Below are 21,694 nucleotides of genomic sequence, written 5' to 3' on the forward strand. Positions count from 1 at the left end.
CGGCCCGCCCGACGCAGCAAGCGTCAGGCCAGGACCACCGGGACGGGCCATATCCTAGCCCGAATGCGCCGGCAGGTCGCAGCACCCGCCGGTTGGACACGTCAGACCGGGCGCTCAGCCCGCCTTGCCGCCTGTCGCCAGCTGACTGTGCAGTTCCTGCAGCGAATAGACCTCGCCAGCGCCGCGCCAGGTCAGCGAATGCAGCAGGGCGCGGGCACCCGAGATCGTCGTCGAGTAGGTGACCCGGTGCTGCAGGGCCTCGCGACGGATCGAGTAGGAGTCGGCGATGGCCTGCTTGCCCTCGGTCGTGTTGACGATATAGCTGATCTCGCCGTTCTTGATCAGGTCGACCACGTGCGGCCGGCCCTCGATCACCTTGTTGACCTGCTCGCAGTCGAAGCCGTGCTCGCGCAGGAAGGCCGCGGTACCCGAAGTCGCGACCAGGGTATAGCCGGCATCGACAAGGTCACGGGCGACGTCCAGCAGGCGCTGCTTGTCAGGGTCGCGGACCGAGACGAAAGCCTTGCCCTTGGGCGGAATCCGAATGCTGGCCGCCTCCTGGGCGCGAGCGAACGCCGCGCCGAAGCTGCGGCCGACGCCCATCACCTCGCCCGTGGAGCGCATCTCCGGGCCGAGGATCGGATCGACACCCTGGAACTTGGCGAAGGGAAAGATCGCCTCCTTCACCGAGTGGTAGTCGGGGATCACCTCGCGGGTCACGCCCTGCACGGGCAGCGTCTGGCCGACCATGCAGCGGGCGGCGACCTTGGCCAGCGCGACGCCGGTCGCCTTGGATACGAAGGGCACGGTGCGCGACGCGCGCGGATTGACCTCGAGAACGAAGATCTCCTCGCCCTGCAGCGCGAACTGGGTGTTCATGAGACCGATGACCTTGAGTTCGCGGGCCATCTGCCGCACCTGCTCACGCAGGCGGTCCTGGGTCGCGGCACCGAGCGAATAAGGCGGCAGCGCACAGGACGAGTCACCCGAGTGCACGCCGGCCTCCTCGATGTGCTGCATGATGCCGCCGATCAGCACGTTGCCCTCGGCGTCGGCGACGATGTCCACATCGACTTCCACCGCATGATCGAGGAAGCGGTCGAGCAGCACCGGAGAGTCGTTGGAGACCTTCACCGCGTCGCGGATGTAGCGCGACAGGTCGGCGTCGGAATAGACCACCTCCATGGCCCGCCCGCCGAGCACGTAGCTCGGTCGCACCACCAGCGGATAGCCGATCTCGCGGGCCAGGGCCAGAGCCTCGTCAGCGCTGCGCGCCGTGCGGTTCGGCGGCTGGCGCAAGCCGAGCTTGTCGATCATCTTCTGGAAGCGCTCGCGGTCCTCGGCGAGGTCGATCGAGTCGGGCGAGGTACCGATGATCGGCGCACCGGCCGCCTCGAGCGCGCGAGCCAGCTTCAGCGGAGTCTGCCCGCCGTACTGCACGATCACGCCCTCGGGCTTCTCCAGGTCGACGATCTCCAGCACGTCCTCCAGCGTCAGCGGCTCGAAGTAGAGCCGGTCCGACGTGTCGTAGTCGGTGGAGACGGTCTCCGGGTTGCAGTTGACCATGATGGTCTCGTAGCCGTCCTCGCGCAGGGCGAGCGCCGCGTGGACGCAGCAGTAGTCGAACTCGATGCCCTGGCCGATGCGGTTCGGACCGCCGCCGAGCACCATGATCTTGCGCCGGTCGGTCGGCTGCGACTCGCACTCGTCCTCGTAGGTCGAGTACATGTAGGCCGTGCTGGTCGCGAACTCGGCGGCGCAGGAGTCGACGCGCTTGTACACCGGGCGCACGTTGAAGGCGCGACGCAGGGCGCGTACCGCGGCCTCGTCGGTGCCGACCAGCTGGGCCAGGCGGGCATCGGAGAACCCGCGGCGCTTGAGGCGGCGCAAACGCGCCGCGTCCAGCCCGGCGAGGCCGGCCTCCTGAACATCACGCTCCATCGCGATCAGGTCGGCGATCTGGCGCAGGAACCACGGATCGATGAAGGACAGCCCGAACACGTCCTCGACCGAGAGGCCGGCGCGGAAGGCGTCGGCGACATAGAACAGTCGCTCCGGTCCCGGCTCGCGCAGCTGGCGGCGCAGCTCGGTCAGGCCTTCCTCGCTGGACAGGTCGATCCCGGTGGGATCGAAGCCGACCTTGCCGGTCTCGAGGCCGCGCAGCGCCTTCTGTACCGACTCGGAGAACGAGCGGCCCATGGCCATCACCTCGCCCACCGACTTCATCTGCGTGGTCAGGCGCGAGTCCGCAGCCGGGAACTTCTCGAAGGCGAAGCGGGGAATCTTGGTGACCACGTAGTCGATGGTCGGCTCGAAGCTCGCAGGCGTGGCGCCGCCGGTGATCTCGTTGCGCAGCTCATCCAGCGTGTAGCCCACGGCCAGTTTGGCGGCCACCTTGGCGATCGGGAAGCCGGTGGCCTTGGAGGCCAGCGCCGAGCTGCGCGAGACGCGCGGATTCATCTCGATCACCACCACGCGGCCGGTCTCGGCATTGACGCCGAACTGCACGTTCGAGCCGCCGGTATCGACGCCGATCTTGCGCAGCACGGCGATCGAGGCATCGCGCAGGCGCTGGTATTCCTTGTCGGTCAGGGTCTGCGCCGGGGCCACCGTGATGCTGTCGCCAGTGTGCACGCCCATCGGATCGAGATTCTCGATCGAGCAGACGATGATGCAGTTGTCCGCGCGATCGCGGACCACTTCCATCTCGAACTCCTTCCAGCCGAGCACGGATTCCTCGACCAGCACCTCGTGCACCGGGGACAAATCAAGGCCGCGCTTGACGATCTCCTCGAACTCCTCGCGGTTGTAGGCGATGCCGCCCCCCGAGCCACCGAGGGTGAAGCTTGGCCGGATGATGGTCGGGAAGCCGACCTGGGCCTGGATCTCGACGGCCTGCTCGAAGCTTTTCGCCACCGCTGCTTTGGGGCACTCGAGGCCGATCTCGGCCATGGCCACGCGGAACAGCTCGCGATCCTCGGCCATGCGGATGGCCTCGCGCGAGGCGCCGATCAGCTCGACACCGTACTTCTCGAGGATGCCCTGGTCGGCGAGATCCAGCGCGCAGTTCAGCGCGGTCTGCCCGCCCATGGTCGGCAGCAGCGCGTCGGGCTTCTCCTTGGCGATGATCTTCTCGACCATCTCCGGGTTGATCGGCTCGATGTAGACCGCGTCGGCCGTGTCCGGGTCGGTCATGATCGTCGCCGGGTTGGAGTTCACCAGGATGACCCGGTAACCCTCCTGCTTCAGCGCCTTGCAGGCCTGCGCCCCGGAGTAGTCGAACTCGCAGGCCTGGCCGATCACGATCGGGCCGGCGCCAATGATGAGGATGGATTGGATATCGCTACGACGCGGCATGCTCAGGACGCCTTGGCAGTCGCGCTGCGCGCTTCGCGCATCGCATTGATGAAGGGATCGAAAACCGGGGCCACGTCGTGCGGGCCGGGCGAGGCCTCGGGGTGGCCCTGGAAGCTGTAGGCGGGGGCGTCGGTCAGGCCGATGCCCTGCAGCGAGCCGTCGAACAGCGAGCGATAGGTCGGCCGCACGTTGGCCGGCAGGGTGGCCTCGTCGACGGCGAAGCCGTGGTTCTGCGAGGAGATCATCACCTGACCGCTGTCCAGGTTCTGCACCGGATGGTTGGCCCCGTGGTGGCCGAACTTCATCTTGACGGTGCGGGCTCCTGCGGCGAGGCCGAGCAGCTGGTGGCCAAGGCAGATGCCGAACAGCGGGGTCTTCTGCGCGAGGAAGCTGCGGATGGCCTCGATCGCGTAGCCGCAGGGCTCGGGGTCGCCGGGTCCATTGGACATGAACACGCCGTCCGGGTTCATGGCGAACACGTCGGCGGCGGGGGTCTGCGCCGGCACGACGGTGATCCGGCAGCCGCGGTCGGCGAGCATGCGCAGGATGTTGTGCTTGCAGCCGAAGTCGTAGGCGACGACGTGGAACTCGCCGCTGGATTCGGCCTCCTTGCCGGTATCGAGGTCGAGGCTGCCGCGTCGCCACTCGAAGGGCTTGCCGCAGGTGACCTCCCGGGCGAGATCCATGCCGAGCAGGCCGGAGAAGCCACGCGCGGCCTCGATGGCCTTCTCGGCCGTCGCGTCCGGGCCCGCCATCAGGGCGCCGTTCTGGGCGCCGCGGTCGCGCAGGATGCGGGTCAGCTTGCGGGTGTCGATCTCCGCGATCGCCGGCAGGCCGCGCTCGCTGAGCCAGCGCGGCAGGTCGACCTGGGTGCGCCAGTTGGACGGCGGCGTCGGCAGCTCGCGGACCACGAGCCCGGCAGCGAAAACCTGGCCGCGTTCGTCGTCCTCATCCGTGCACCCGGTATTGCCGATATGCGGATAGGTCAGGGTGACGATCTGACGGGCATAGGACGGATCGCTGAGGATCTCCTGGTAGCCGGTCATCGCGGTGTTGAAGACCACTTCGCCGGCACGCAGGACGGGCGCGCCAAAGGAGAGGCCTTCGAACACGGTGCCGTCGGCCAGGGCAAGGAATGCGGGTTGATTCACGAGTGTCGCCTGCAGTAGGTGGACGACCCCGGCGTGGCGCGCTCGCAGCTACGCCTCGGCAAATTCCCGGGGGGACACCGAGCGCGACGATCAGGGGGTCAGGCGAGCCGGAATGATACGCGGCCCCCCCGCCCCCTGTCCACGGAATCTGCACCGCCTGCCGGTCGGCATTCAGCCGGAGCGGCGCGGCGCCGCCGGAAAGACAAGGGCCCGGCGGTTGCCCGCCGGGCCCTTAACCTGCAGCTTGGTGGCTGATCAGAGCTCGCGGACGACCCGGAAGCCAAGGCGCGCGTTGGTGGTGCCCTCGCCCGCCGTCAGGCGGAAGGCCGATCGCGCCTGGTCCGGAGCGCTGGCCCAGGAGGCGCCGCGGATGACCCGGCGGTTGCAGCCCTCGTTGACCCAGGCGCTGCCGTCGCTGGGAGCGCGCTGGTAGTTCTCATGCCAGCAGTCCTCCACCCACTCCGAGACATTTCCTCCCATGTCGTGCAGGCCGAAGCGGTTGGTCTCGAAACTGCCGACCGGGGCAGCACCCCAGTAGCCGTCGCCGTAGTTGTCGAACGAGTTCACCCAGTTGCGGCCGCTGGCCGAGCGATCGCGCTCGCCGGTCAGGTTGGCGACCACGCGGTCGGGCTCCTCCTCGCCCCACCAGTAACGGGTCTGGCCACCTGCACGCATGGCGTACTCGAACTCAGCCTCCGAGGGCAGTCGATAGGTCTGGCCGCTCTGGGAGGCCAGCCAGTTGGCGTAAGACTTGGCGTCGGTCCAGGAAACGTGGACCACCGGCATGTTGCCGTCGGCCGGATTGCCGGCGTGATCGGACTCCCAGGTGACCCCTCCCCGCTCGCCCATCTGACCGGCGCGCTCGTCGTAGATCGTCGAGCGGTTGTTGCGGGTGGAGGTCGGCGTGTACCCGGCCGAACGCACGAATGCACGGAACTGGTTGACCGTGATCTCGGTCCGCGCCATGGCGATCGCCTTGGCGATGTTGACCGTACGGGTCGGGCCTTCGTTGCTCTTGCGATCGGCCTCGCCGCTGGGCGAGCCCATGGTGAAACTGCCGATCGGCAGGACCACCATCTCAGGCCCCCGACCGCCACCGCTGAGACTGTCGACCACCACCTGTCCCGGACGCATCGCCGAGTAGCTCCGCGCGTTCTCAAGCTTCTGCCGCAGCTCGTCGATGCCCTGGGCCTGCGCGGACACCTGTTCGATCTGGGCGATCACCTCGGCGGCGCGGTCGAACTCCTTGGCGTCGATCGCCTCATTGGCCTGGGCGATCAGGGGCGCGGTGCGGTTGCCGCGCATTTCGACGATGCGCGCCGAGGCGTTCTGCACCGCCTGGGAACCAGGACGGATCTGGCCAGCCTCGGCGAGCAGACGGTCGGAGGCCTCGTAGTCGCCGCGTTCGGCCGCCGTCATGGCCTGGGCAATGAGGTCGCTCTCGAGCTTGGCGATGCCCTGCTGGGCGGCGGTGTTGTTGGGATCGTTCTGCAGGATGTCGCGATAGATGGCCAGGGCGTTGTCACCCTGCGGGGCCACGGTGCGACCCGCGGCAGCCAGGCGCTGCGCCTCGGCCAGCAGCAGGGCGATCTCCCGGCCGGCATCGACCTTGGCCTTGAAGGCCTTCACCGCGTCGTTGTCCGGACGCACCCTGGAGACCGCCTGGGCGATCCGCGAGGCCTCGTTGAAACGCCCCTGGGTGAAGGTCTGTTCGCCGCGCGCCACCAGGTCGGCCACGATGCCGTCAATGGCCGCCGTGGCCTCGGCATTGTTGGGCTCCTGCTCAAGCACGGTCATGTAGAGCGACAGGGCATTGTTCTCGCCCTGCTCAAGGCGACCCGCGGCGCGGGCCTCGCCGGCGCGGCGCAGCAGGTCGGCCACACTCTCACCGGGGTTTGCCACCAGTTCGGGCACCCACTCTTCCTGCTGGGCGGTGGAATCCATCAGCCTGCGGCGAAGCTCACGGGATCGGTTCTCGCCCTCCTCTGCCGCAGCGGGCGGCGCTGCCTGTTCCGCCGGCGCTTCGCCGGCCGGCTGGGCCGCCTGCTCCTCGGGCGGCGCATCGCCGCCGCATCCGCTGAGCAGCGCGACCAGGATGGCCGCGGAAAGAACACTGTTGGAAATCTTGCTGCGCACACTTCCTCCTGCGCATTCGCGCCGGTGTGACTGGGAACCCGTGGAACTGGAACCCGACCCGCTGGCAGCGGACATCGGGCTCCTCCGACCTTCACGTTAGGCTATCGTTGACCCCCGCGCAACCTGAATCCCGGCCCAACCGAATGCACCGATTGCTGAGCAGTTCCAACGACTTGGCGGAGTTCTCCGCCCACCTGCCAGCTTCCGGAGACCTGGGTGTCGACTGTGAATTCGTGCGCGAGCGCACCTTTTGGCCCCAGCTGGGCCTGGTCCAGCTGGCGGCTGGCGGCCGGATTGCCCTGCTCGATCCGCTGGCGCTCGACGACCCTGCTGCACTCAAGGCCCTGTTCGAGCGCGCCGGGCGGGTCCTCATGCACGCACCGGGGGAGGACTTCGAATGCTTCCTGCACCGCTACGGCTGGCTGCCGCAACCGCTGTTCGACACCCAGCTGGCGGCGGCCTTCGTCGGCCGCGGCGTGGGGCTTGGCTACCGCGCCCTGGTGCAGCAGGTCGTCGGCGTCGAGGTGGACAAGGGTGAGACCCGCTCCGACTGGCTGCGTCGGCCTCTCAGCGAATCGCAGCTGCACTATGCCGCGGCCGACGTCGAGCATCTGCAGCAGCTCGCCGACACCCTTGCCGCGGAGCTTGAGGCGCAGGGCAAGACCGAGTGGTTCCGCGCCGACTGCGAGCAGGCGCTCGAGAAGGCCCGTGCCCAGCACGCCCAGCCGGACGGCAGCCTCGACGGTCGACAGATTGCCCGGCTGTCCGACCGCGCGGCGCGCCGCCTGCAGCGCATCCTGCTGTGGCGCGATCAGGCCGCCCGGCGCCGCGATCGGCCAAAGAGCTGGCTGCTGGACAACGAGACCTGCCAACGACTGGCCATGCTGGCCGAAGGTGATCGCGCCGCGCACGATGCGCTGTTCGCCGAAGCGCGTCGGGCGGCGGGCTTCGCGGGCACCGAACTGTGGGAGCTGCTGCAGTCTCCGCCGGAGCCGGATCTGCCTGCCCTGCCCGTCCGTCCGCCACAGGCCGACGGTCGCTACCGCGCCCTGTTCGGCGCGCTGCAGAAGCGGGTGGCCGACGTCGCCGCAGAAGTGGATCTCCCGCCGCCGCTGCTCTTCCCGCGCCGGCTGATCGAGGCGCTGATCGACAACAACGCCTGGCCGGAGGGCGTCAGCGACTGGCGCGAGTCGCTGCTGCGCGCGCCCCTCGAGGCAACGCTCGAGGCGAACCGATAGCCTCAACCCTCTTGCACCGGGCCTGGCAGCGGATTACCATGCGCGGCTCCCGTCGGGGTGTAGCTCAGCCTGGTAGAGCGCTACGTTCGGGACGTAGAAGTCGCAGGTTCAAATCCTGTCTCCCCGACCATCGAAATGCGTGACGCCCCGCCGGATACCGGCGGGGCGTTTTCGTTTCCGCCGCCCGACTCGCCGCGACGCTTAGCCGAGCGCTGCCAGCCTGGCCTGCAGGCGGTCGAGCAGTGGACACGCAGCGCCGCCCGGCGAGCTGCGCTCGGCGAGACTGCCCTCGGGGCTGCGCGACTCGCCCTCGACGGGTTTTGCGGCGCGCTGGTAGGCCTCGCGGAAGGGCACGCCATCGCGGGCCAGCTGCATGGCGCGGTCGGTGGCGTACATGCCCTCGTCGATCGCCGCGCGCATCGCCTCGGGCTGCCACTGCAGCGCATCCAGCAGGGCCGGCAGGAGGTCCAGCGCGGACAGCCCATGGCCAAAGGCGCGCAGCAGCGGCGCCTTGCTGAACTGCAGGTCGCGGTGATAGCCGGAAGGCAGAGAGAGCAGCGACTCGATCTCGCCGCGCGCGCCGGCGACCACGCCATAGCTGGCCCGGAGCAGCTCGACCAGATCCGGATTGCGCTTGTTCGGCATCAGCGAGCTGCCCGTCGTGTACTGGTTGGGCAGGCGGCAGAAGCCGTACTCGGCACTGAGGAACAGGCTGAGGTCCCAGGCCAGGCGGCGCAGGTCGAGCAGGGCCTGGGACAGCGCCGAGAGCGCCTGTAGCTCGAACTTGCCGCGCGACAGCTGGGCATAGGTCGCGCTCACCTGCAGCCGCGAGAAGCCCAGCCGCTCGGTGGTGAAGTCGCGATCCAGCGGCAGATTGACGCCGAAACCCGAGGCCGAGCCCAACGGGTTGGCATCCAGCCAGCGGGCGCTGGCCGCAGCCAGCTCGGCATCGTCGATGAACGACTCGGCCCAGCCCGCCCACCACATCCCGGCCGAACTGACCATCGCCCGCTGCAGGTGGGTGTAGCCCGGCAGGGGCAGCTGCATCTCTTCCCCGGCCCGGCGCAGGGCCACGCTGGCCACCGCGGCGCATTGGGCACCCAGCGTGGCCAGCTGGTCGCGCAGCCAGAGCCGCGAGGCCACCAGCACCTGATCGTTGCGCGAGCGCCCGGTGTGGATCTTGCGGCCGGTGTCGCCCAGCACCTCGATCAGCCGGGCTTCAATCGCCGAATGGCCGTCCTCGAAGCGCTCGTCCAGTACGAAGCGGCCGTCAGCCACCTCCTCGGACAGACGGTCGAGCTCGGCGCACAGCGCCTGGAGCTCGTCTGCCGTGAGAATCCCGACACGGCAGAGCCCCTCGGCGTGCGCCCGGCTGGCGCGGATGTCGTAGGCCAGCAGCTGGCGGTCGAGGACCACGTCCTCGCCGGCCAGGAAAGCCTGGATGCGCGCATCGACCGCAACGCCTTCCTTCTGCCACAGCAGGCCGCCGGCAGGTTTCGACTCAGCCATTGAGGATGCCCTCCGTTTCCGCCCAGCCAGCGGCGAGATTGATGTTCTGCACGGCCTGGGTCGCCGCGCCCTTGAGCAGGTTGTCCAGGGTGGCCACGACGACGAGCCGGCGGCCATCGGCAGACAACGTCCAGCCTCCGATCTGCACCCCGTGGCGCCCGGCGATGCGGCTGACCCAGGGCGCGCCGTCCTGGAGGGCGATCAGCGGCTCGTCCACGTAGCGCGATGCGTAGCGGGCCCGCACTGTATCGAGATCCACCACCTCCCGCAGACGCAGGTTGGCGGTGATGGTCAGCCCGCGGAAGTGCGGCGCCACGTGCGGCATGAACTCGACCGGATGACCCAGCTGGCGGCTGACTTCCCGCTCGTGGATGTGGTTCACCAGGGTGTAGGGAATCAGGTTGTCGCGCAGGGTGTCCGGATTGTTCTTGTCGGACGGCGTGGTGCCGGCCCCGGAATAGCCGCTGACCCCGAAACACTGCACCGGCCCGTCCAGCTCGCCCACCCAGGGCCCGACCAGCAGCTGCATCGCGGTCGCATAGCAGCCGGGGTTGCTGATCCGTCGCTGCCCGGCGTAGCGGCCGCGGGTCAGCTCGGGCAGGCCGTAGTACCAGCCGTCGTCGAAGCGGTAGTCGGCCGACAGGTCGACCACGAGCGTGCCGGGCGCCTTCGCATCGATCTCGGCTACGAAGGGCGCCGCGGCGCCATTGGGCATGGCGAGGACCACGATATCGACGCCCGCTCCGGCCGCGGCCTTGGGGTCGAGATTCTCGAAGCGCCCGCGCAGGTCGACCTCGGGCAGCTGGGCCGACAGCGGTTGGCCGGCCCATTCACGCGACGACACGAAGCCGAGTTCAAGGCACGGATGCCGGGCAACGAGCTTGAGCAGTTCGGCACCGACGAAGCCGCGGGCGCCGAGCAGGCCGATTCGAAGGGGAGCGTTCATGGCGATGGCATCAACGAAACGATGAGTGATGAGCAAGGCGATGCTGTAGGAGCCAGCTTGCTGGCGATCCACGCTTCGTCGAACGACGAATCGCCAGCCAGCTGGCTCCTACAGGAGGGGGGGCGCGAAGGCATCGTGCGCCTCATCCCTTCAGCGTGGCCGGCCGCGCCCGGCAGTGCTCGACCGCGTAGCGCACGTCCTCGAACTTCTCGAGCCCATACCAGAACACGTGCCAGCGCTCGCCCTTGATGCAGCCGTCGCTCTCGGCGAAATAGAAATCGTTGATGCCGTTGCCGCGGCGCGAGCGCCAGAACAGCTGCGGATTCTCGCTGCGCATGACCTGCCACGCAGCGCGTCCGAGGCCCTCGCCCTGGGCATCGTCCATCACCGCGAACTTGTCGAGGTGGGCGATGCCGTTCTCGCGGGTGAGGATCAGCGCGGCGCGGTAGTGCTCGGAAACATAGACCCGCCAGGGCCGTGTCTTCTCGAAGTAGTCCGGGGTCAGCTTGCGGCCGAAGCCCGACTCGATAAGGTGGGTAAGCCGCTCGCGATCCAGCCTGCCCCAGCCCTTGACGCAGCGGATGCGCTCGCCGCGGCGCACCAGGGTGCCGGAACCGCGATGGGTGAACAGTTCCTTGGCGAGATCATCGGGCCGGGTGATCGACACCGAGGAGGACGGCGGCAGCTGCATCAGCAGGTCATGGATCTGCTCGATCTTCACCCGCATGCCCGAATGCAGCCAGGGCTGCTCGAGCAGCTGCTGGTACTCGGTGCTGAGGTTGATCGAGTCGATGATCCGGCCCTCGCCATCGAGCAGTCCGCCGGTGCCGGTGAGGAAGATGATCTTGTACGGCTGCAGGGTCTTGACCAGCTCGTTGGCGGCCCAGTCGGCGTTGACGTTGAGAATCTGCCCGCCGATGGTCTCGCCGAGCGAGGCGATGACCGGAATCGACTGACCGCGTATTGCCGCCTCGATGCCCGAGGTCTCGACCCGGGTCACCTTCCCCACAAGCCCGTACTTCTTCCGCCCGAGGAAGTCGGCCTCGAACACGTTCGAGGTCATCGACACGGCCCGCACGCCTGCCGAATGCAGGGCCTCGACCAGCTTGAGGTTCTCCTGCTGGGAGACGCGGCGGACCACCGCCAGCACCTCGGGCGTGGTGATCCGCAGGCCATCGCGGGTTTGCTTGGTGATCCCCGCGGCGGCCATCTCCTCATCGAGCTGCGGCCCGGCGCCGTGCACCACGATCGGAGTCAGGCCGACCTGCTGGAGAAAGGCCAGCGAGCTGACCAGAGCCTCGATGTCGTCACGCAGGATCGCCCCGCCGACCTTGACCACGGCGAAGCGCGCGGCATCGACCTGGGAGAAGCGCTTCAGGTACTGCTGGATCTCCTTGGCGCTGGCCATGTTGGAGAGCAGACGGACGATGGTGGAGCGGAGTTCGTTCATTGGGAGCTGGGAGCTGGGAGCTGGATGCGGGGAACGGCTGCGCGGCGTTGTCTGCCGGCGCTATTGGCGGGGTGTGTCCAAGAGGACGGCGGCAGCGCGCGGGCTGCCCTGCCGCGATCGGGGCGGGACGTTTGAGCGCCTTGCCCGGCGGCCGGCTGGCGGCGCGCCGCTCATCCGCCGATTGCCTTCTTCACCGCTTCGCCATACCGCGCGAGATCGGCGATCGCCACCCACTCGTCGGCAGTGTGCGCCTGGGCGATGTCGCCGGGTCCGAAGACCAGGGCGGTGAGGCCGGCGGCGGAGAACAGCGAGGCCTCGGTCCAGAAGTCCACGGCGTTGCCGATCGGCAGGCCCAGCTCGTCGGCGAGGTCGCGGGCCTGCAGACGGCGCTGCTCCGCAGCGTTGACGTCGCCGGCGGGCAGCGAGGGACCGCGGAAGGTTTCCTCGTAGCTGGCAAGCCGCGCGGGCTCGGCGAGGCCGCGGAAGTCGGCGTGCAGCTGGTCGATGTCCATCGAGGGCAGCGGGCGGAAGCCGAAGCGCAGTTCGGCGCTGGGCGCGATGACGTTGGCCTTGATGCCGCCCTCGATGCGGCCGATGTTGAATCGCAGGCCGCGCAGCCCACCGAACCGCTGGTTATGCAGGGAGGCCACCCGGTCGAGCGCGGCATCGCCCCAGCGCACGGCGGCATGCAGCGCGCTGGCGGTCAGCGCGTCCTCGCCCGAGGCATGCCCTGCCCGCCCGACCAGGCGCATCAGCACCGAGCTGATGCCGCGATGGGCCAGCACCGCCTCGCAGCGGGTCGGCTCGGCGACCAGGGCCGCCTCGAAGCCGTGATCGGTGGCGAGGAAGCCCTGGATGCAGCGCGCATCATTGGCCTCCTCATCCGTACTGAACAGGAAGGCGGCGTCGCCCCGGGTTTCAGCCGCCGCAGCCAGCAGGCAGGCCGCGGCGCCCTTGATGTCGCAGGCGCCAAGGCCGATCGCCCGGTCGCCCTCGACGCGCAGCACGTGCGGGTCGGCACTCCAATGCGGCGAGTCCGGCACGGTGTCCATATGCACGTTGAACAGCCGCTTCGGGTTGCCACGCACCGCCAGCAGGGTCACCGCGCCGGCGCCGTAGTCGGTGACCTCGCAGCGAAAGCCCGGCAGCTGGGCACGCAGGTAGTCGAACATGCCGTCGGTGCCGATCCTGCGCGGCGGATTGCGGGTGTCGAATCCGACCAGGGCTTCGAGGTGCTTGAGGGTGCTTTCGATCATGGCGGACTCATGCGGCGGAAACGATATGTTCGTGCTGGGGCTTCGAGCTACGGCCAACGGGCCGGGGCGAACCGGCCCTTGATGCGCGAGGTCGATCCGTTGCCGTTTGGACGCGTTCGCGCGCCTGCGCTCAGGCGTCCTTGCGGTTGATCTCGGCCCACAGCGTCGAGCTCATGCCGAACAGTCGGATGAAGCCCTCGGCCTCGGCGACGCCCCAGTCGGCGGACTGCGCATAGGTCGCGCCCTTGGCGTGCAACAGGTGCGGCGAGCGCACCGCGACGGCATCGATGTGGCCACCAGCGGTGAGCAGGTCGACCTCGCCGTTGACGCAGCGCTGCGAGCTCGCCAGGAAGGCCTCGAGGTCGGCCTTCAGCGGATCATTGAAGAAGCCCTCGTAGACCAGCTCGACCCACTTGCGGGCGACATCCGGCTTGAAGCGGTTCTGCTGCTTGCTGAGCACGGCCTCCTCCAGCGCGCGGTGCGCGGTGAGCAGGGTGATCAGGCCGGGCGCCTCGTAGACGATGCGGCCCTTGAGGCCGATCGTGGTGTCGCCGGTATACATGCCGCGGCCGATGCCGTAGCGGGCCAGTTCCCGGTTGAGGCGGGCCAGCAGCTGGGCGCCGGCCATCTCTTCACCGTTCACTGCCACCGCCTCGCCCTCGCGGAACGTGATGTTCAGCTTCAGCGGTTCGGCCGGCCACTCGGCACGCGGCGCGCACCAGCCGCGGGCGCCCTCGCCCGGCGCCTCCCATCGATCGATTTCGCCACCGGACAGGGTGACGCCGAGCAGATTCTCATTGATGGTGTAAGCCTTCTGCTTGCTGCGCACGCCAAAGCCGCGCTGCTCCAGATAGGCCTGTTCGTAGGCGCGGGTCTGGGTGTGCTCCTTCTGGATCTCGCGGATCGGCGCCAGGATGGTGTAGTCGCCGCGCGCCTTGATCGCAAGGTCGAAGCGCACCTGGTCATTGCCCATGCCGGTGCAGCCGTGCGCGATCACCCGGGTGCCGAGGTCGGCCGCCCGGGACAGCGCCGCATCGACGATCAGGTAGCGGTCCGAGACCAGCAGCGGGTACTGCCCCTGGTAGCCCTCGCCGGCCCAAATGAAGGGCTTGACGAAGCCATCCCAGATCGCCGGACCGCCGTCCACGGTGACGTGGCTCGCCACGCCCAGCTCCGCCGCGCGCTGCTCGATGTAGGCGCGCTCCTCGGCATCCACGCCGCCGGTGTCGGCGAACACGGTGTGCACACGATAGCCCTGCTCCTGCAGGTAGGGCACGCAGAAGCTGGTGTCGAGGCCGCCGGAGAAGGCCAGGACTACGTCCTGGTGATTGGTGATTCGTGATTCGTGATTCGTGGAAGCAGACTGCGGCGACATGAGGATTCCGTATCTAGCGAGTTGAAACTGTTGGTTGGATCAAGGCCGGGACGATTCGTCGTGCGGATTCGCGATCTTGACTCTTGCGAATCACCAATCACGAATCACCAATCACGACCCCTAGAACCTGTTCCCCGTCACCGCATCGCGGCCGGCGGAGTCGAGTTCGCGGGCGAGTCGGGCCATGATCGCCTTCTGGACATGGAGGCGGTTCTCGGCCTCGTCGATGGCAAAGCAGCCATCGGAGTCCATCACCGCGTCGGTGGCCTTGACGTTTCGGCGAAGGGGCAGGCAATGACTGAAGAGGCCGCTGCGGGTCAGCGCCATCTTCTCCTCGTCGACGATGAAGTGCTTGTACTGCTCGCGGATCGGTTTCTCTTGCTCCCAGTTGCCGAAGTAAGGCAGCGCGCCCCAGCTCTTGGCGTAGACGACGTCGGCATCCTTGTAGGCCGCCTTGATGTCGTGGCTGACGCTGAACGAGCCGCCGTTCTCCTTGACGTTCTGCTTGGCCCAATCCAGGTAGCGCTCGTCGAGCAGGTAGTCCTCGGTGGGACAGAGCAGGGTCACGTCCATACCCATGCGGGTGGCGATGGTCAGGGCCGAGTTGGCCACCGCGGTATTCAGCGCCTTGGGGTGGTAGGTCCAGGTCAGGACGTACTTCCTGCCGGTCAGGTCCTGGGTGCCGAGGCGCTCCTGCATGGCCAGGACATGGGCCATCTCCTGGCAGGGATGGGTGATCGTCTCCATGTTGATCACCGGCACCTCGCTGTACTTCGCGAAGCCCTCGAGCACGCGGTCCTGGCGGTCAAGCGACCAGTCGACGAACTTCGGGAAGGCGCGCACTCCGATCATGTCGACGTAGCGGCTGAGCACTCGGGCGACCTCGGCGATGTGCTCCTCCGCCTCGCCGTCCATCACCGTGCCGAAATCGAACTCGATCGGCCAGGCATCCTTGCCCGGCTGCAGGACGATGGCCTTGCCACCCAGCTGGTGCGCGCCCAGTTCGAAGCTGGTGCGGGTGCGCATGGACGGATTGAAGAAGAGCAGGGCGATTGAACGACCGGCGAGCTGCTGGCCCGTGCGCAGGCGCTTGAAGGCCGCTGCGTCACGCAACATCGCGTCGAGCTCGCTGCGGCTCCAGTCCTGGGTATTGAGGAAGTGCTTGGTCGCGGTTTTCATGGGCGTTCTCGGTTCTTTGCCGGGCTTGAAACGAAAAAAGCCCAGCATCGGCTGGGCTTTGTCAGGACGCGAAGCAGCGCGGCCGTTACCCAGCGAGATCGGGCAGGCAGCGTCGGCGGGCACGCGAGGTCATCCCGGCCGCAAGGCGGGCGGAGCTGATGACGGCGGGCGCGGGGGCGTTCATGGGGCGCGAGTGTGCACGCTGGCCTGCTGCGATGCAACAGGCGCCGCGGCGAGGAGTAGGATTCGCTGCCCGAGACGAGAGCCTTGCATGGCCGCCGATACCCGAGACGACTGGAAGACCTGGCTGCGCATCGGCCTGCTCTCCTTCGGCGGCCCGGCCGGCCAGATCGCGCTGATGCATCGCGAACTGGTCGAACAGCGGGGCTGGATCGACGAGCGCGGCTTCGCCTCGGGCCTGAGTTTCTGCATGCTGCTGCCCGGCCCCGAGGCGCAGCAGCTGGCGACCTATATCGGGTGGCGGCGCGGCGGTCCATGGCAGGCGGTCATCGCCGGCAGCCTGTTCTTCCTGCCCGGCGCCATGCTGATCGCCGCGATCTGCCTCGCCTACGTCGCGGCGCAGGACCTGGCCCCGGCCCAGGCCGCCCTGTTCGGCGTGCAGTGCGCGGTCATCTCCATCGTCATCGAGGCGCTGATGCGGGTGGCCCGGCGCGCGCTCAACGGATCGGGCAGCGCGCTGATAGCGATCCTGGCCTTCCTGGCCGTGGCTACCCGGGCCCTGCCCTTCCCGCTGGTGCTGCTCGCTGCGGCGCTGGCCGGTCTTGCCCTGCACCGCGGCGTGGACACCAGCGGCCCCGGCAAGGCGCAGGCGGATCCCGACCGCATCGGGCGCGCCTCGCTGCGCCCCGCCCTGATCGCCCTGCTGCTGTGGCTGCTTCCCCTGGCGACGCTGTGGCTGACGCTGGGCGACGATCATCTGCTGACCCGCATTGCCCTGCTCTTCTCCGAACTGGCGGTGGTCACCTTCGGTGGCGCCTATGCCGTACTCGCCTACGTCACCGAGCAGGCGGTGCAGGTCAACGGCTGGCTGAGCACGGCGCAGATGATGGACGGGCTTGGGCTGGCCGAAACCACGCCCGGCCCGCTGATCCTCGTCCTGCAGTTCGTGGCCTTCATGGCCGGGGCCCAGGCCGGCGAGTCGCCCTCGCTGTGGATGGCATTGGCCGCCAGCGGCATCGCCCTTTGGGTGCTGTTCCTGCCGAGCTTCGTCTGGATCCTCGCCGGGGCGCCGCGGGTCGAATGGCTGGCCGCCCAGCCCCGTGCGCGGGCGGCGCTGCAGGGCATCACCGCCGCGGTGCTCGGCGTGATCGCCCAGGTGGCGCTGTGGTTCGCCCTGCACCTGTTCTTCGGCGAGGTGGACACGATCGACTGGGCGTCGCTGCAGCTGGCTGTACCTGACCCGGCTAGCTTCCGCCTGTCCACCGTGTTGCCGACCCTGACCGGCGCGCTGCTGCTGTTCGCCCTGCACCGGGGCGTGGTGTTCTGCCTGGGCGCGGCAGCAGGGGTCGCCCTGCTGCAGTGGTGGCTGAGCGGAGCCGCCTGAGGCCTCGGCCGGGCTAGACTGCGCGCTGGCTCCGACGGGACTGACCATGAATTCCCTGCTGCTCGGCAAAGGCGACACTCCGGTCCACCTGCTGACCCGCTTCGGCAACCGGCATGGCCTGATTGCAGGTGCCACCGGCACCGGCAAATCGGTCTCCCTGATGGTGATGGCCGAGCAGTTCTCGCGATTGGGCGTGCCGGTGTTCCTGGCCGATGTGAAGGGCGACCTGTCCGGGCTCGCCGCAGCCGGGCAACACTCGGAGAAGCTGCAGGCCCGGCTCGATACGATCGGCATCCCCGACTGGCGCCCGGAGCCCAGCCCGGTGGTGTTCTGGGATCTCTACGGCCGGCTGGGCCACCCGCTGCGCACCACCGTGACCGAGATGGGTCCGACCCTGCTGGCCCGGGTGCTGGAGCTCAACGATACCCAGAGCGGCGTACTTGAGATCGCCTTCCGGCTGGCCGACGACAACGGCTGGCTGCTGCTCGATCTGGACGACCTGCGCTCCCTGCTCGGTTTCATCGCCGAGGAGCGCAAAATGGTCTCGGAGCGCTACGGACTGGTCAGCACTCCTTCGATCGGCGCCATCCAGCGCGCCCTGCTGCGCCTTGATGGCGATGGCGGCAAGCAGTTCTTCGGCGAACCGGCGCTCGAGCTGGCCGACCTGATGCGCCAGGACATGTCCGGACGGGGCGTCATCAACGTGCTCGCCGCGGACAAGCTGATCCTCAGCCCGCGCCTGTACTCGAGCTTCCTGCTCTGGCTCCTCTCCGAACTGTTCGAGAACCTGCCCGAGGTCGGCGATCTGGAACAGCCGAAACTGGTGTTCTTCTTCGACGAGGCGCACCTGCTGTTCGACGACTGCCCGCCGGCCCTGCAGCAGCGTGTGGAACAGGTGGTGAGGCTGATCCGCTCCAAGGGCGTCGGCGTGTACTTCTGCTCGCAGAACCCCGATGACGTGCCGAACGAGGTACTGGGCCAGCTTGGCAACCGCATCCAGCATGCGCTGCGCGCCTTCACGCCTCGCGACCAGAAAGCCGTGCGCACGGCGGCCGAGACCTTTGTTCCCAACCCACCCCTCGACGTCGCCGCGGCGATTACCCAGCTCGGAGTCGGTGAGGCGCTGGTCTCCACGCTGCAGGACAAGGGCATCCCCATGCCGGTTCAGCGGGTGCTGATGGCCCCACCGCGCTGCCGGATGGGCGGGATCACCGAAGCCGAGCGTTCCACCGTGCGCTCGCGCAGTCCGGTGGGCGCGCGCTACGACCAGGCGGTCAATCGGGAGTCGGCGCACGAGATCCTGGCCCGCCGGGCCGAGGCTGCCGCCGTGCCCGCTGCGCCCGCCCCGAACCCAGCGCCCGGCCAGGCGCCTCCGGCACAGCCGGCGGGCGAGTCCTCCGGATTCGGCAAGAAGGTCAATGAGTGGCTGTTCGGGACCTCGCGGCGCCAGGGCGCGGTGGAGGCGATGGCGAAATCGACCATGAGGACCATGGGCAACCAGCTCGGCAAGCAGCTGCTGCGCGGAATCCTCGGCGGACTGAGTGGCGGTGGGCGGCGGCGTTAGGCGCTCCGGCGCGCGGGCCCTTCAATGGGTCGAGACCCCGGGCGCGGCCGGTGGCTCCGCGGCATGCCGGTGAGGCACCGGACCGATTGCGTTTCAGTTAAACGTTTGTGAATATCGGGACCGCCTGTCCTCGCGCGACGGGCAGGTGGGACGAAGGAGCGGCAGTGGGACGCCGCGGTTGTCGCGCTCATGCAATGGGGAGCACAACGAATGAAGATCCACCCTGGCACGCCCGGCGTGCCGAAGGCGCTGACCCGCTGCGTCCGCTGGGCGCTTTACGGCATGGCCTCGATGGCGCTTGCCACGCCACTGCTGGCCCAGGACGAGAACAGCGAGGAGCCGGATCGCGACGAGGCGACCACGCTCGAGGTGGTGTCGGCGCTGGGCTCACGCGGCCAACCACGTTCAGAACAGTATTCCGCGGTCCCGATCGACATCATCTCGGTCGGTGAGTTCCGCAACCAGGGCGCCACCGATGTGCTTGACCAGCTGCGCGTGCTGGTGCCCTCCTACCAGGTCAGCATTGTCCCGATCGACGATGCGGCCACCCTGGTCCGCCCGGCCAACCTGCGCGGCCTGCCGCCGGACAGCACCCTGGTGCTTGTCAATGGCAAGCGCCGCCATCGCTCGGCGGTCATCACCTTCCTCGGCCACGGTCTGTCCGACGGCTCGCAGGGCCCCGATGTATCGGTCATCCCGTCCCTGGCGCTGGAGCAGGTCGAAGTGCTGCGTGATGGCGCCGCGGCCCAGTACGGCTCCGATGCGATTGCCGGCGTGATCAATTTCACCCTGAAGAAGCGCACCGAAGGCGGCACCTTCGAGGCCTTCTGGGGTGAGCACTATGAGGGCGATGGCGACACCCTGCAGTACGCCGCCCAGATCGGCTCGCACCTCACCGAGAACGGCTACGCGACCTTCACCGCCGAGTGGAAGGAAGCCGACCCGACCTCGCGCAGCGTGCAGCGCGGCGACGCCGCCGCGGTGGCCGCCAGCGGCAACCCCTTCGTCAACAACCCGGCGCAGATCTGGGGTTCGCCCGAGGTCAACCGCGACTTCAAGTTCGTCGCCAACCTCGGCCTGCTCGGCGAGAACGTCGAGTACTACCTGTTCGGCAATGCCGCCTCGCGCGACGTTGACGGCGGCTTCTACTACCGCAATCCGACCTCGCGCTCGGGCGTCTATACCGCCGATGGCGGCGAGACCCTGCTGATCGGCGACCTCTCCGGCGCCGGCTGCCCGACCATCGCCCTGCGCGATGCCAGCGGCAACCTGCGCCCGTTCAACGCCATCAACAGCGCGGTCCAGGGTCTGCCGAGCAACTGCTTCACCTTCTTCTCCACCCTGCCCGGCGGCTTCACCCCGCGCTTTGGCGGCATCGTCCGCGACCGCTCCCTCGTCGCCGGCGCCCGTGGCGAATGGTCCAACGGCATCCGCTACGACTTCAGTGCCTCCTACGGTCGCAGCGAGGTGGACTTCTACCTGCTGAACACCATCAATGCCTCGCTCGGCCCGAATCAGCCGGCGGGCCTGACCTTCCGTCCGGGCTCGAACATCCAGAACGAACAGAGCTTCAACGCCGACTTCGCCAAGAGCATCGACACCGATTTCACCGCCTACCCGGTGAACCTCGCCGCCGGTCTCGAATACCGCGAGGAGGAGTTCGAGGTCATCGCCGGCGACCAGGCCTCGTTCGAGGTCGGCCCGCTGGCCTCGCAGGGCTTCCTGATCGGCTCCAACGGCTTCCCGGGCTTCAACCCGCGGCAGGCCGGCACCTTCTCGCGCGACAACTACGCCGTCTACGTCGACTCGGAGTTCAGCTTCACCGAGAACTTCCTGATGGCAGGCGCCGTACGCTTCGAGGACTTCGAGGACTTCGGCACCACCACCAACTGGAAGCTGACCTCGCGCCTGCAGGTCACCGACGCCTTCGCCCTGCGCGGGGCCGTCAGCACGGGCTTCCGCGCGCCGACGCCGGGTCAGTCGAACGTCACCCAGGTCACGACCCAGTTCATCGACGGCGAGCTGCGTGACACCGCGACCCTGTCTCCGACCAGCCCGGTGGCGCAGCGTTTCGGCGGCCGACAGCTGCAGCCGGAAGAGTCGACCAACATCTCGCTGGGCCTGGTCTGGGCGGAAGGCCCGTGGCTGGCCACCCTCGACGCCTACCAGATCGAGGTCGACGACCGCATCGCCCAGAGCACGAACTTCAACCTCACCGATCAGGACCGTGCCGAGCTGCTCGCCGCGGGCGTCCGTGATGCGCTGTCGTTCAGCACCGTGCGCTTCTTCATCAACGACTTCGACACCACGACCCAGGGCGTCGACCTGGTGGTCAGCTACGCCACCGACCACTTCGGCGGCGAGACCACATACTCGCTGGCGGCGAACTGGAACGAGACCGAGGTCGACAAGTTCACCCCGGAGATCATCGGCGAGGCTCGCGTGCAGATCCTCGAGGACTCCCTGCCCAGCACCAAGGGCACGTTCTCGATCAACCACGTCCGCGACAACTGGACCGGCAACCTGCGCTTCGGCTACTACGGATCGTTCTACGAGGATCATGTCGACTCCGGCTGCGTGGTCGGCCCGGACTGCCTGCCGATCTACGGCGACAGCGCGGTGATCGTCGACGCCGAAGTCGGCTACAACTTCGACAACGGGGCCTACGTGCGTGTCGGCGCGCAGAACCTGTTCGACAAGTACCCGGAAAAGAACCCGTACGGCGAAGCGGTGGTCGGTGCCGAGTACCCGGCGCACACCCCGTGGGGCTTCAACGGCGGCTTCTACTACCTGCGCGTCGGCTACGACTTCTAGCCCTTGCCCGACCCGCGGCGGCGCCCTGCCGCCGCGGGAGGCTTCCGCCATCCGGAGCCACGCTCCAGGCCCTGACGCTGGCGGACTCCGTTGGGAAACCCGAGGCCCGATTCGAGGCCGCCCCGGGGATCCGGCACGAAGAGCTTGAAACATGC

The 21,694-nt window shown here is 68.4% G+C and carries 13 protein-coding genes and 1 tRNA gene; 5 read left to right on the forward strand and 9 right to left on the reverse strand.

What is annotated here, in order from left to right:
* Nucleotides 1-114: 114 nt before the first annotated feature.
* From carB to M0G41_RS18830, 3 genes are all read right to left on the reverse strand, one after another.
* Complete coding sequence (gene carB / locus M0G41_RS10560) at nt 115-3,357, reverse strand: carbamoyl-phosphate synthase large subunit (RefSeq protein ID WP_248209118.1); 3,243 nt, start codon at nt 3,355-3,357, stop codon at nt 115-117.
* Nucleotides 3,358-3,359: 2 nt separating this feature from the next.
* Nucleotides 3,360-4,508 carry a glutamine-hydrolyzing carbamoyl-phosphate synthase small subunit gene (gene carA / locus M0G41_RS10565; RefSeq protein WP_248209120.1) on the reverse strand — a complete coding sequence of 383 codons (1,149 nt, stop codon included), beginning with the start codon at nt 4,506-4,508 and terminating at the stop codon, nt 3,360-3,362.
* A 255-nt stretch (nt 4,509-4,763) separates the two neighbouring features.
* Nucleotides 4,764-6,644, reverse strand: a complete 1,881-nt coding sequence (locus tag M0G41_RS18830; RefSeq protein ID WP_248209129.1) for an SUMF1/EgtB/PvdO family nonheme iron enzyme — start codon at nt 6,642-6,644, stop codon at nt 4,764-4,766.
* Nucleotides 6,645-6,787: 143 nt separating this feature from the next.
* Here M0G41_RS18830 and M0G41_RS10575 point away from each other — a divergent pair, with 143 nt between their 5' ends.
* Nucleotides 6,788-7,882 carry a ribonuclease D gene (locus tag M0G41_RS10575; protein ID WP_248209131.1) on the forward strand — a complete coding sequence of 365 codons (1,095 nt, stop codon included), beginning with the start codon at nt 6,788-6,790 and terminating at the stop codon, nt 7,880-7,882.
* A gap of 53 nt (nt 7,883-7,935) precedes the next feature.
* Nucleotides 7,936-8,012, forward strand: a tRNA-Pro gene (locus M0G41_RS10580).
* Nucleotides 8,013-8,083: 71 nt separating this feature from the next.
* Here M0G41_RS10580 and argH read toward each other — a convergent pair.
* From argH to M0G41_RS10610, 6 genes are all read right to left on the reverse strand, one after another.
* Nucleotides 8,084-9,391, reverse strand: a complete 1,308-nt coding sequence (gene argH / locus M0G41_RS10585) for an argininosuccinate lyase (protein ID WP_248209134.1) — start codon at nt 9,389-9,391, stop codon at nt 8,084-8,086.
* Nucleotides 9,384-10,337 carry an N-acetyl-gamma-glutamyl-phosphate reductase gene (gene argC / locus M0G41_RS10590; protein WP_248209135.1) on the reverse strand — a complete coding sequence of 318 codons (954 nt, stop codon included), beginning with the start codon at nt 10,335-10,337 and terminating at the stop codon, nt 9,384-9,386. Before argC ends, argH begins: the two co-directional genes overlap by 8 nt.
* Before the next feature lie 142 nt (nt 10,338-10,479).
* On the reverse strand, nt 10,480-11,787 hold the full coding sequence (locus tag M0G41_RS10595; protein ID WP_248209138.1) for an acetylglutamate kinase: 1,308 nt from the start codon (nt 11,785-11,787) through the stop codon (nt 10,480-10,482).
* 170 nt (nt 11,788-11,957) lie between these two features.
* Nucleotides 11,958-13,043, reverse strand: coding sequence for an acetylornithine deacetylase (locus M0G41_RS10600; protein WP_248209140.1), 1,086 nt, complete (start codon nt 13,041-13,043; stop codon nt 11,958-11,960).
* A gap of 130 nt (nt 13,044-13,173) precedes the next feature.
* Nucleotides 13,174-14,418 carry an argininosuccinate synthase gene (locus M0G41_RS10605; RefSeq protein ID WP_248209142.1) on the reverse strand — a complete coding sequence of 415 codons (1,245 nt, stop codon included), beginning with the start codon at nt 14,416-14,418 and terminating at the stop codon, nt 13,174-13,176.
* Nucleotides 14,419-14,538: 120 nt separating this feature from the next.
* Nucleotides 14,539-15,597: an N-acetylornithine carbamoyltransferase gene (locus tag M0G41_RS10610; RefSeq protein WP_248209145.1), complete on the reverse strand. Its 1,059-nt coding sequence runs from the start codon at nt 15,595-15,597 to the stop codon at nt 14,539-14,541.
* Nucleotides 15,598-15,868: 271 nt separating this feature from the next.
* Between M0G41_RS10610 and chrA the strand changes: the two genes are divergently transcribed.
* The 3 genes from chrA to M0G41_RS10625 all read left to right on the forward strand — a co-directional run bounded on the left by chrA (nt 15,869) and on the right by M0G41_RS10625 (nt 21,539).
* Entirely contained in the window at nt 15,869-17,161 is a 1,293-nt protein-coding gene (chrA, locus tag M0G41_RS10615; protein WP_248209146.1) for a chromate efflux transporter, read from the forward strand.
* Nucleotides 17,162-17,207: 46 nt separating this feature from the next.
* Entirely contained in the window at nt 17,208-18,725 is a 1,518-nt protein-coding gene (locus M0G41_RS10620) for a helicase HerA-like domain-containing protein (RefSeq protein ID WP_248209147.1), read from the forward strand.
* A 210-nt stretch (nt 18,726-18,935) separates the two neighbouring features.
* Entirely contained in the window at nt 18,936-21,539 is a 2,604-nt protein-coding gene (locus tag M0G41_RS10625) for a TonB-dependent receptor plug domain-containing protein (protein ID WP_248209153.1), read from the forward strand.
* Nucleotides 21,540-21,694 lie beyond the last annotated feature (155 nt).

Origin of the sequence: Pseudomarimonas salicorniae (genome assembly GCF_023156535.1) — a bacterium.
Taxonomy (GTDB): Bacteria; Pseudomonadota; Gammaproteobacteria; order Xanthomonadales; family Xanthomonadaceae; genus Pseudomarimonas; species Pseudomarimonas salicorniae.

Bases quoted from the DNA above. Each gene is read 5' to 3' on its own strand.
- carB (WP_248209118.1), bottom strand. From the start codon at position 3,357: ATGCCGCGTCGTAGCGATATCCAATCCATCCTCATCATTGGCGCCGGC.
- M0G41_RS10575 (WP_248209131.1), top strand. From the start codon at position 6,788: ATGCACCGATTGCTGAGCAGTTCCAACGACTTGGCGGAGTTCTCCGCC.
- argH (WP_248209134.1), bottom strand. From the start codon at position 9,391: ATGGCTGAGTCGAAACCTGCCGGCGGCCTGCTGTGGCAGAAGGAAGGC.
- argC (WP_248209135.1), bottom strand. From the start codon at position 10,337: ATGAACGCTCCCCTTCGAATCGGCCTGCTCGGCGCCCGCGGCTTCGTC.
- M0G41_RS10595 (WP_248209138.1), bottom strand. From the start codon at position 11,787: ATGAACGAACTCCGCTCCACCATCGTCCGTCTGCTCTCCAACATGGCC.
- M0G41_RS10600 (WP_248209140.1), bottom strand. From the start codon at position 13,043: ATGATCGAAAGCACCCTCAAGCACCTCGAAGCCCTGGTCGGATTCGAC.
- M0G41_RS10605 (WP_248209142.1), bottom strand. From the start codon at position 14,418: ATGTCGCCGCAGTCTGCTTCCACGAATCACGAATCACGAATCACCAAT.
- M0G41_RS10610 (WP_248209145.1), bottom strand. From the start codon at position 15,597: ATGAAAACCGCGACCAAGCACTTCCTCAATACCCAGGACTGGAGCCGC.
- chrA (WP_248209146.1), top strand. From the start codon at position 15,869: ATGGCCGCCGATACCCGAGACGACTGGAAGACCTGGCTGCGCATCGGC.
- M0G41_RS10620 (WP_248209147.1), top strand. From the start codon at position 17,208: ATGAATTCCCTGCTGCTCGGCAAAGGCGACACTCCGGTCCACCTGCTG.
- M0G41_RS10625 (WP_248209153.1), top strand. From the start codon at position 18,936: ATGAAGATCCACCCTGGCACGCCCGGCGTGCCGAAGGCGCTGACCCGC.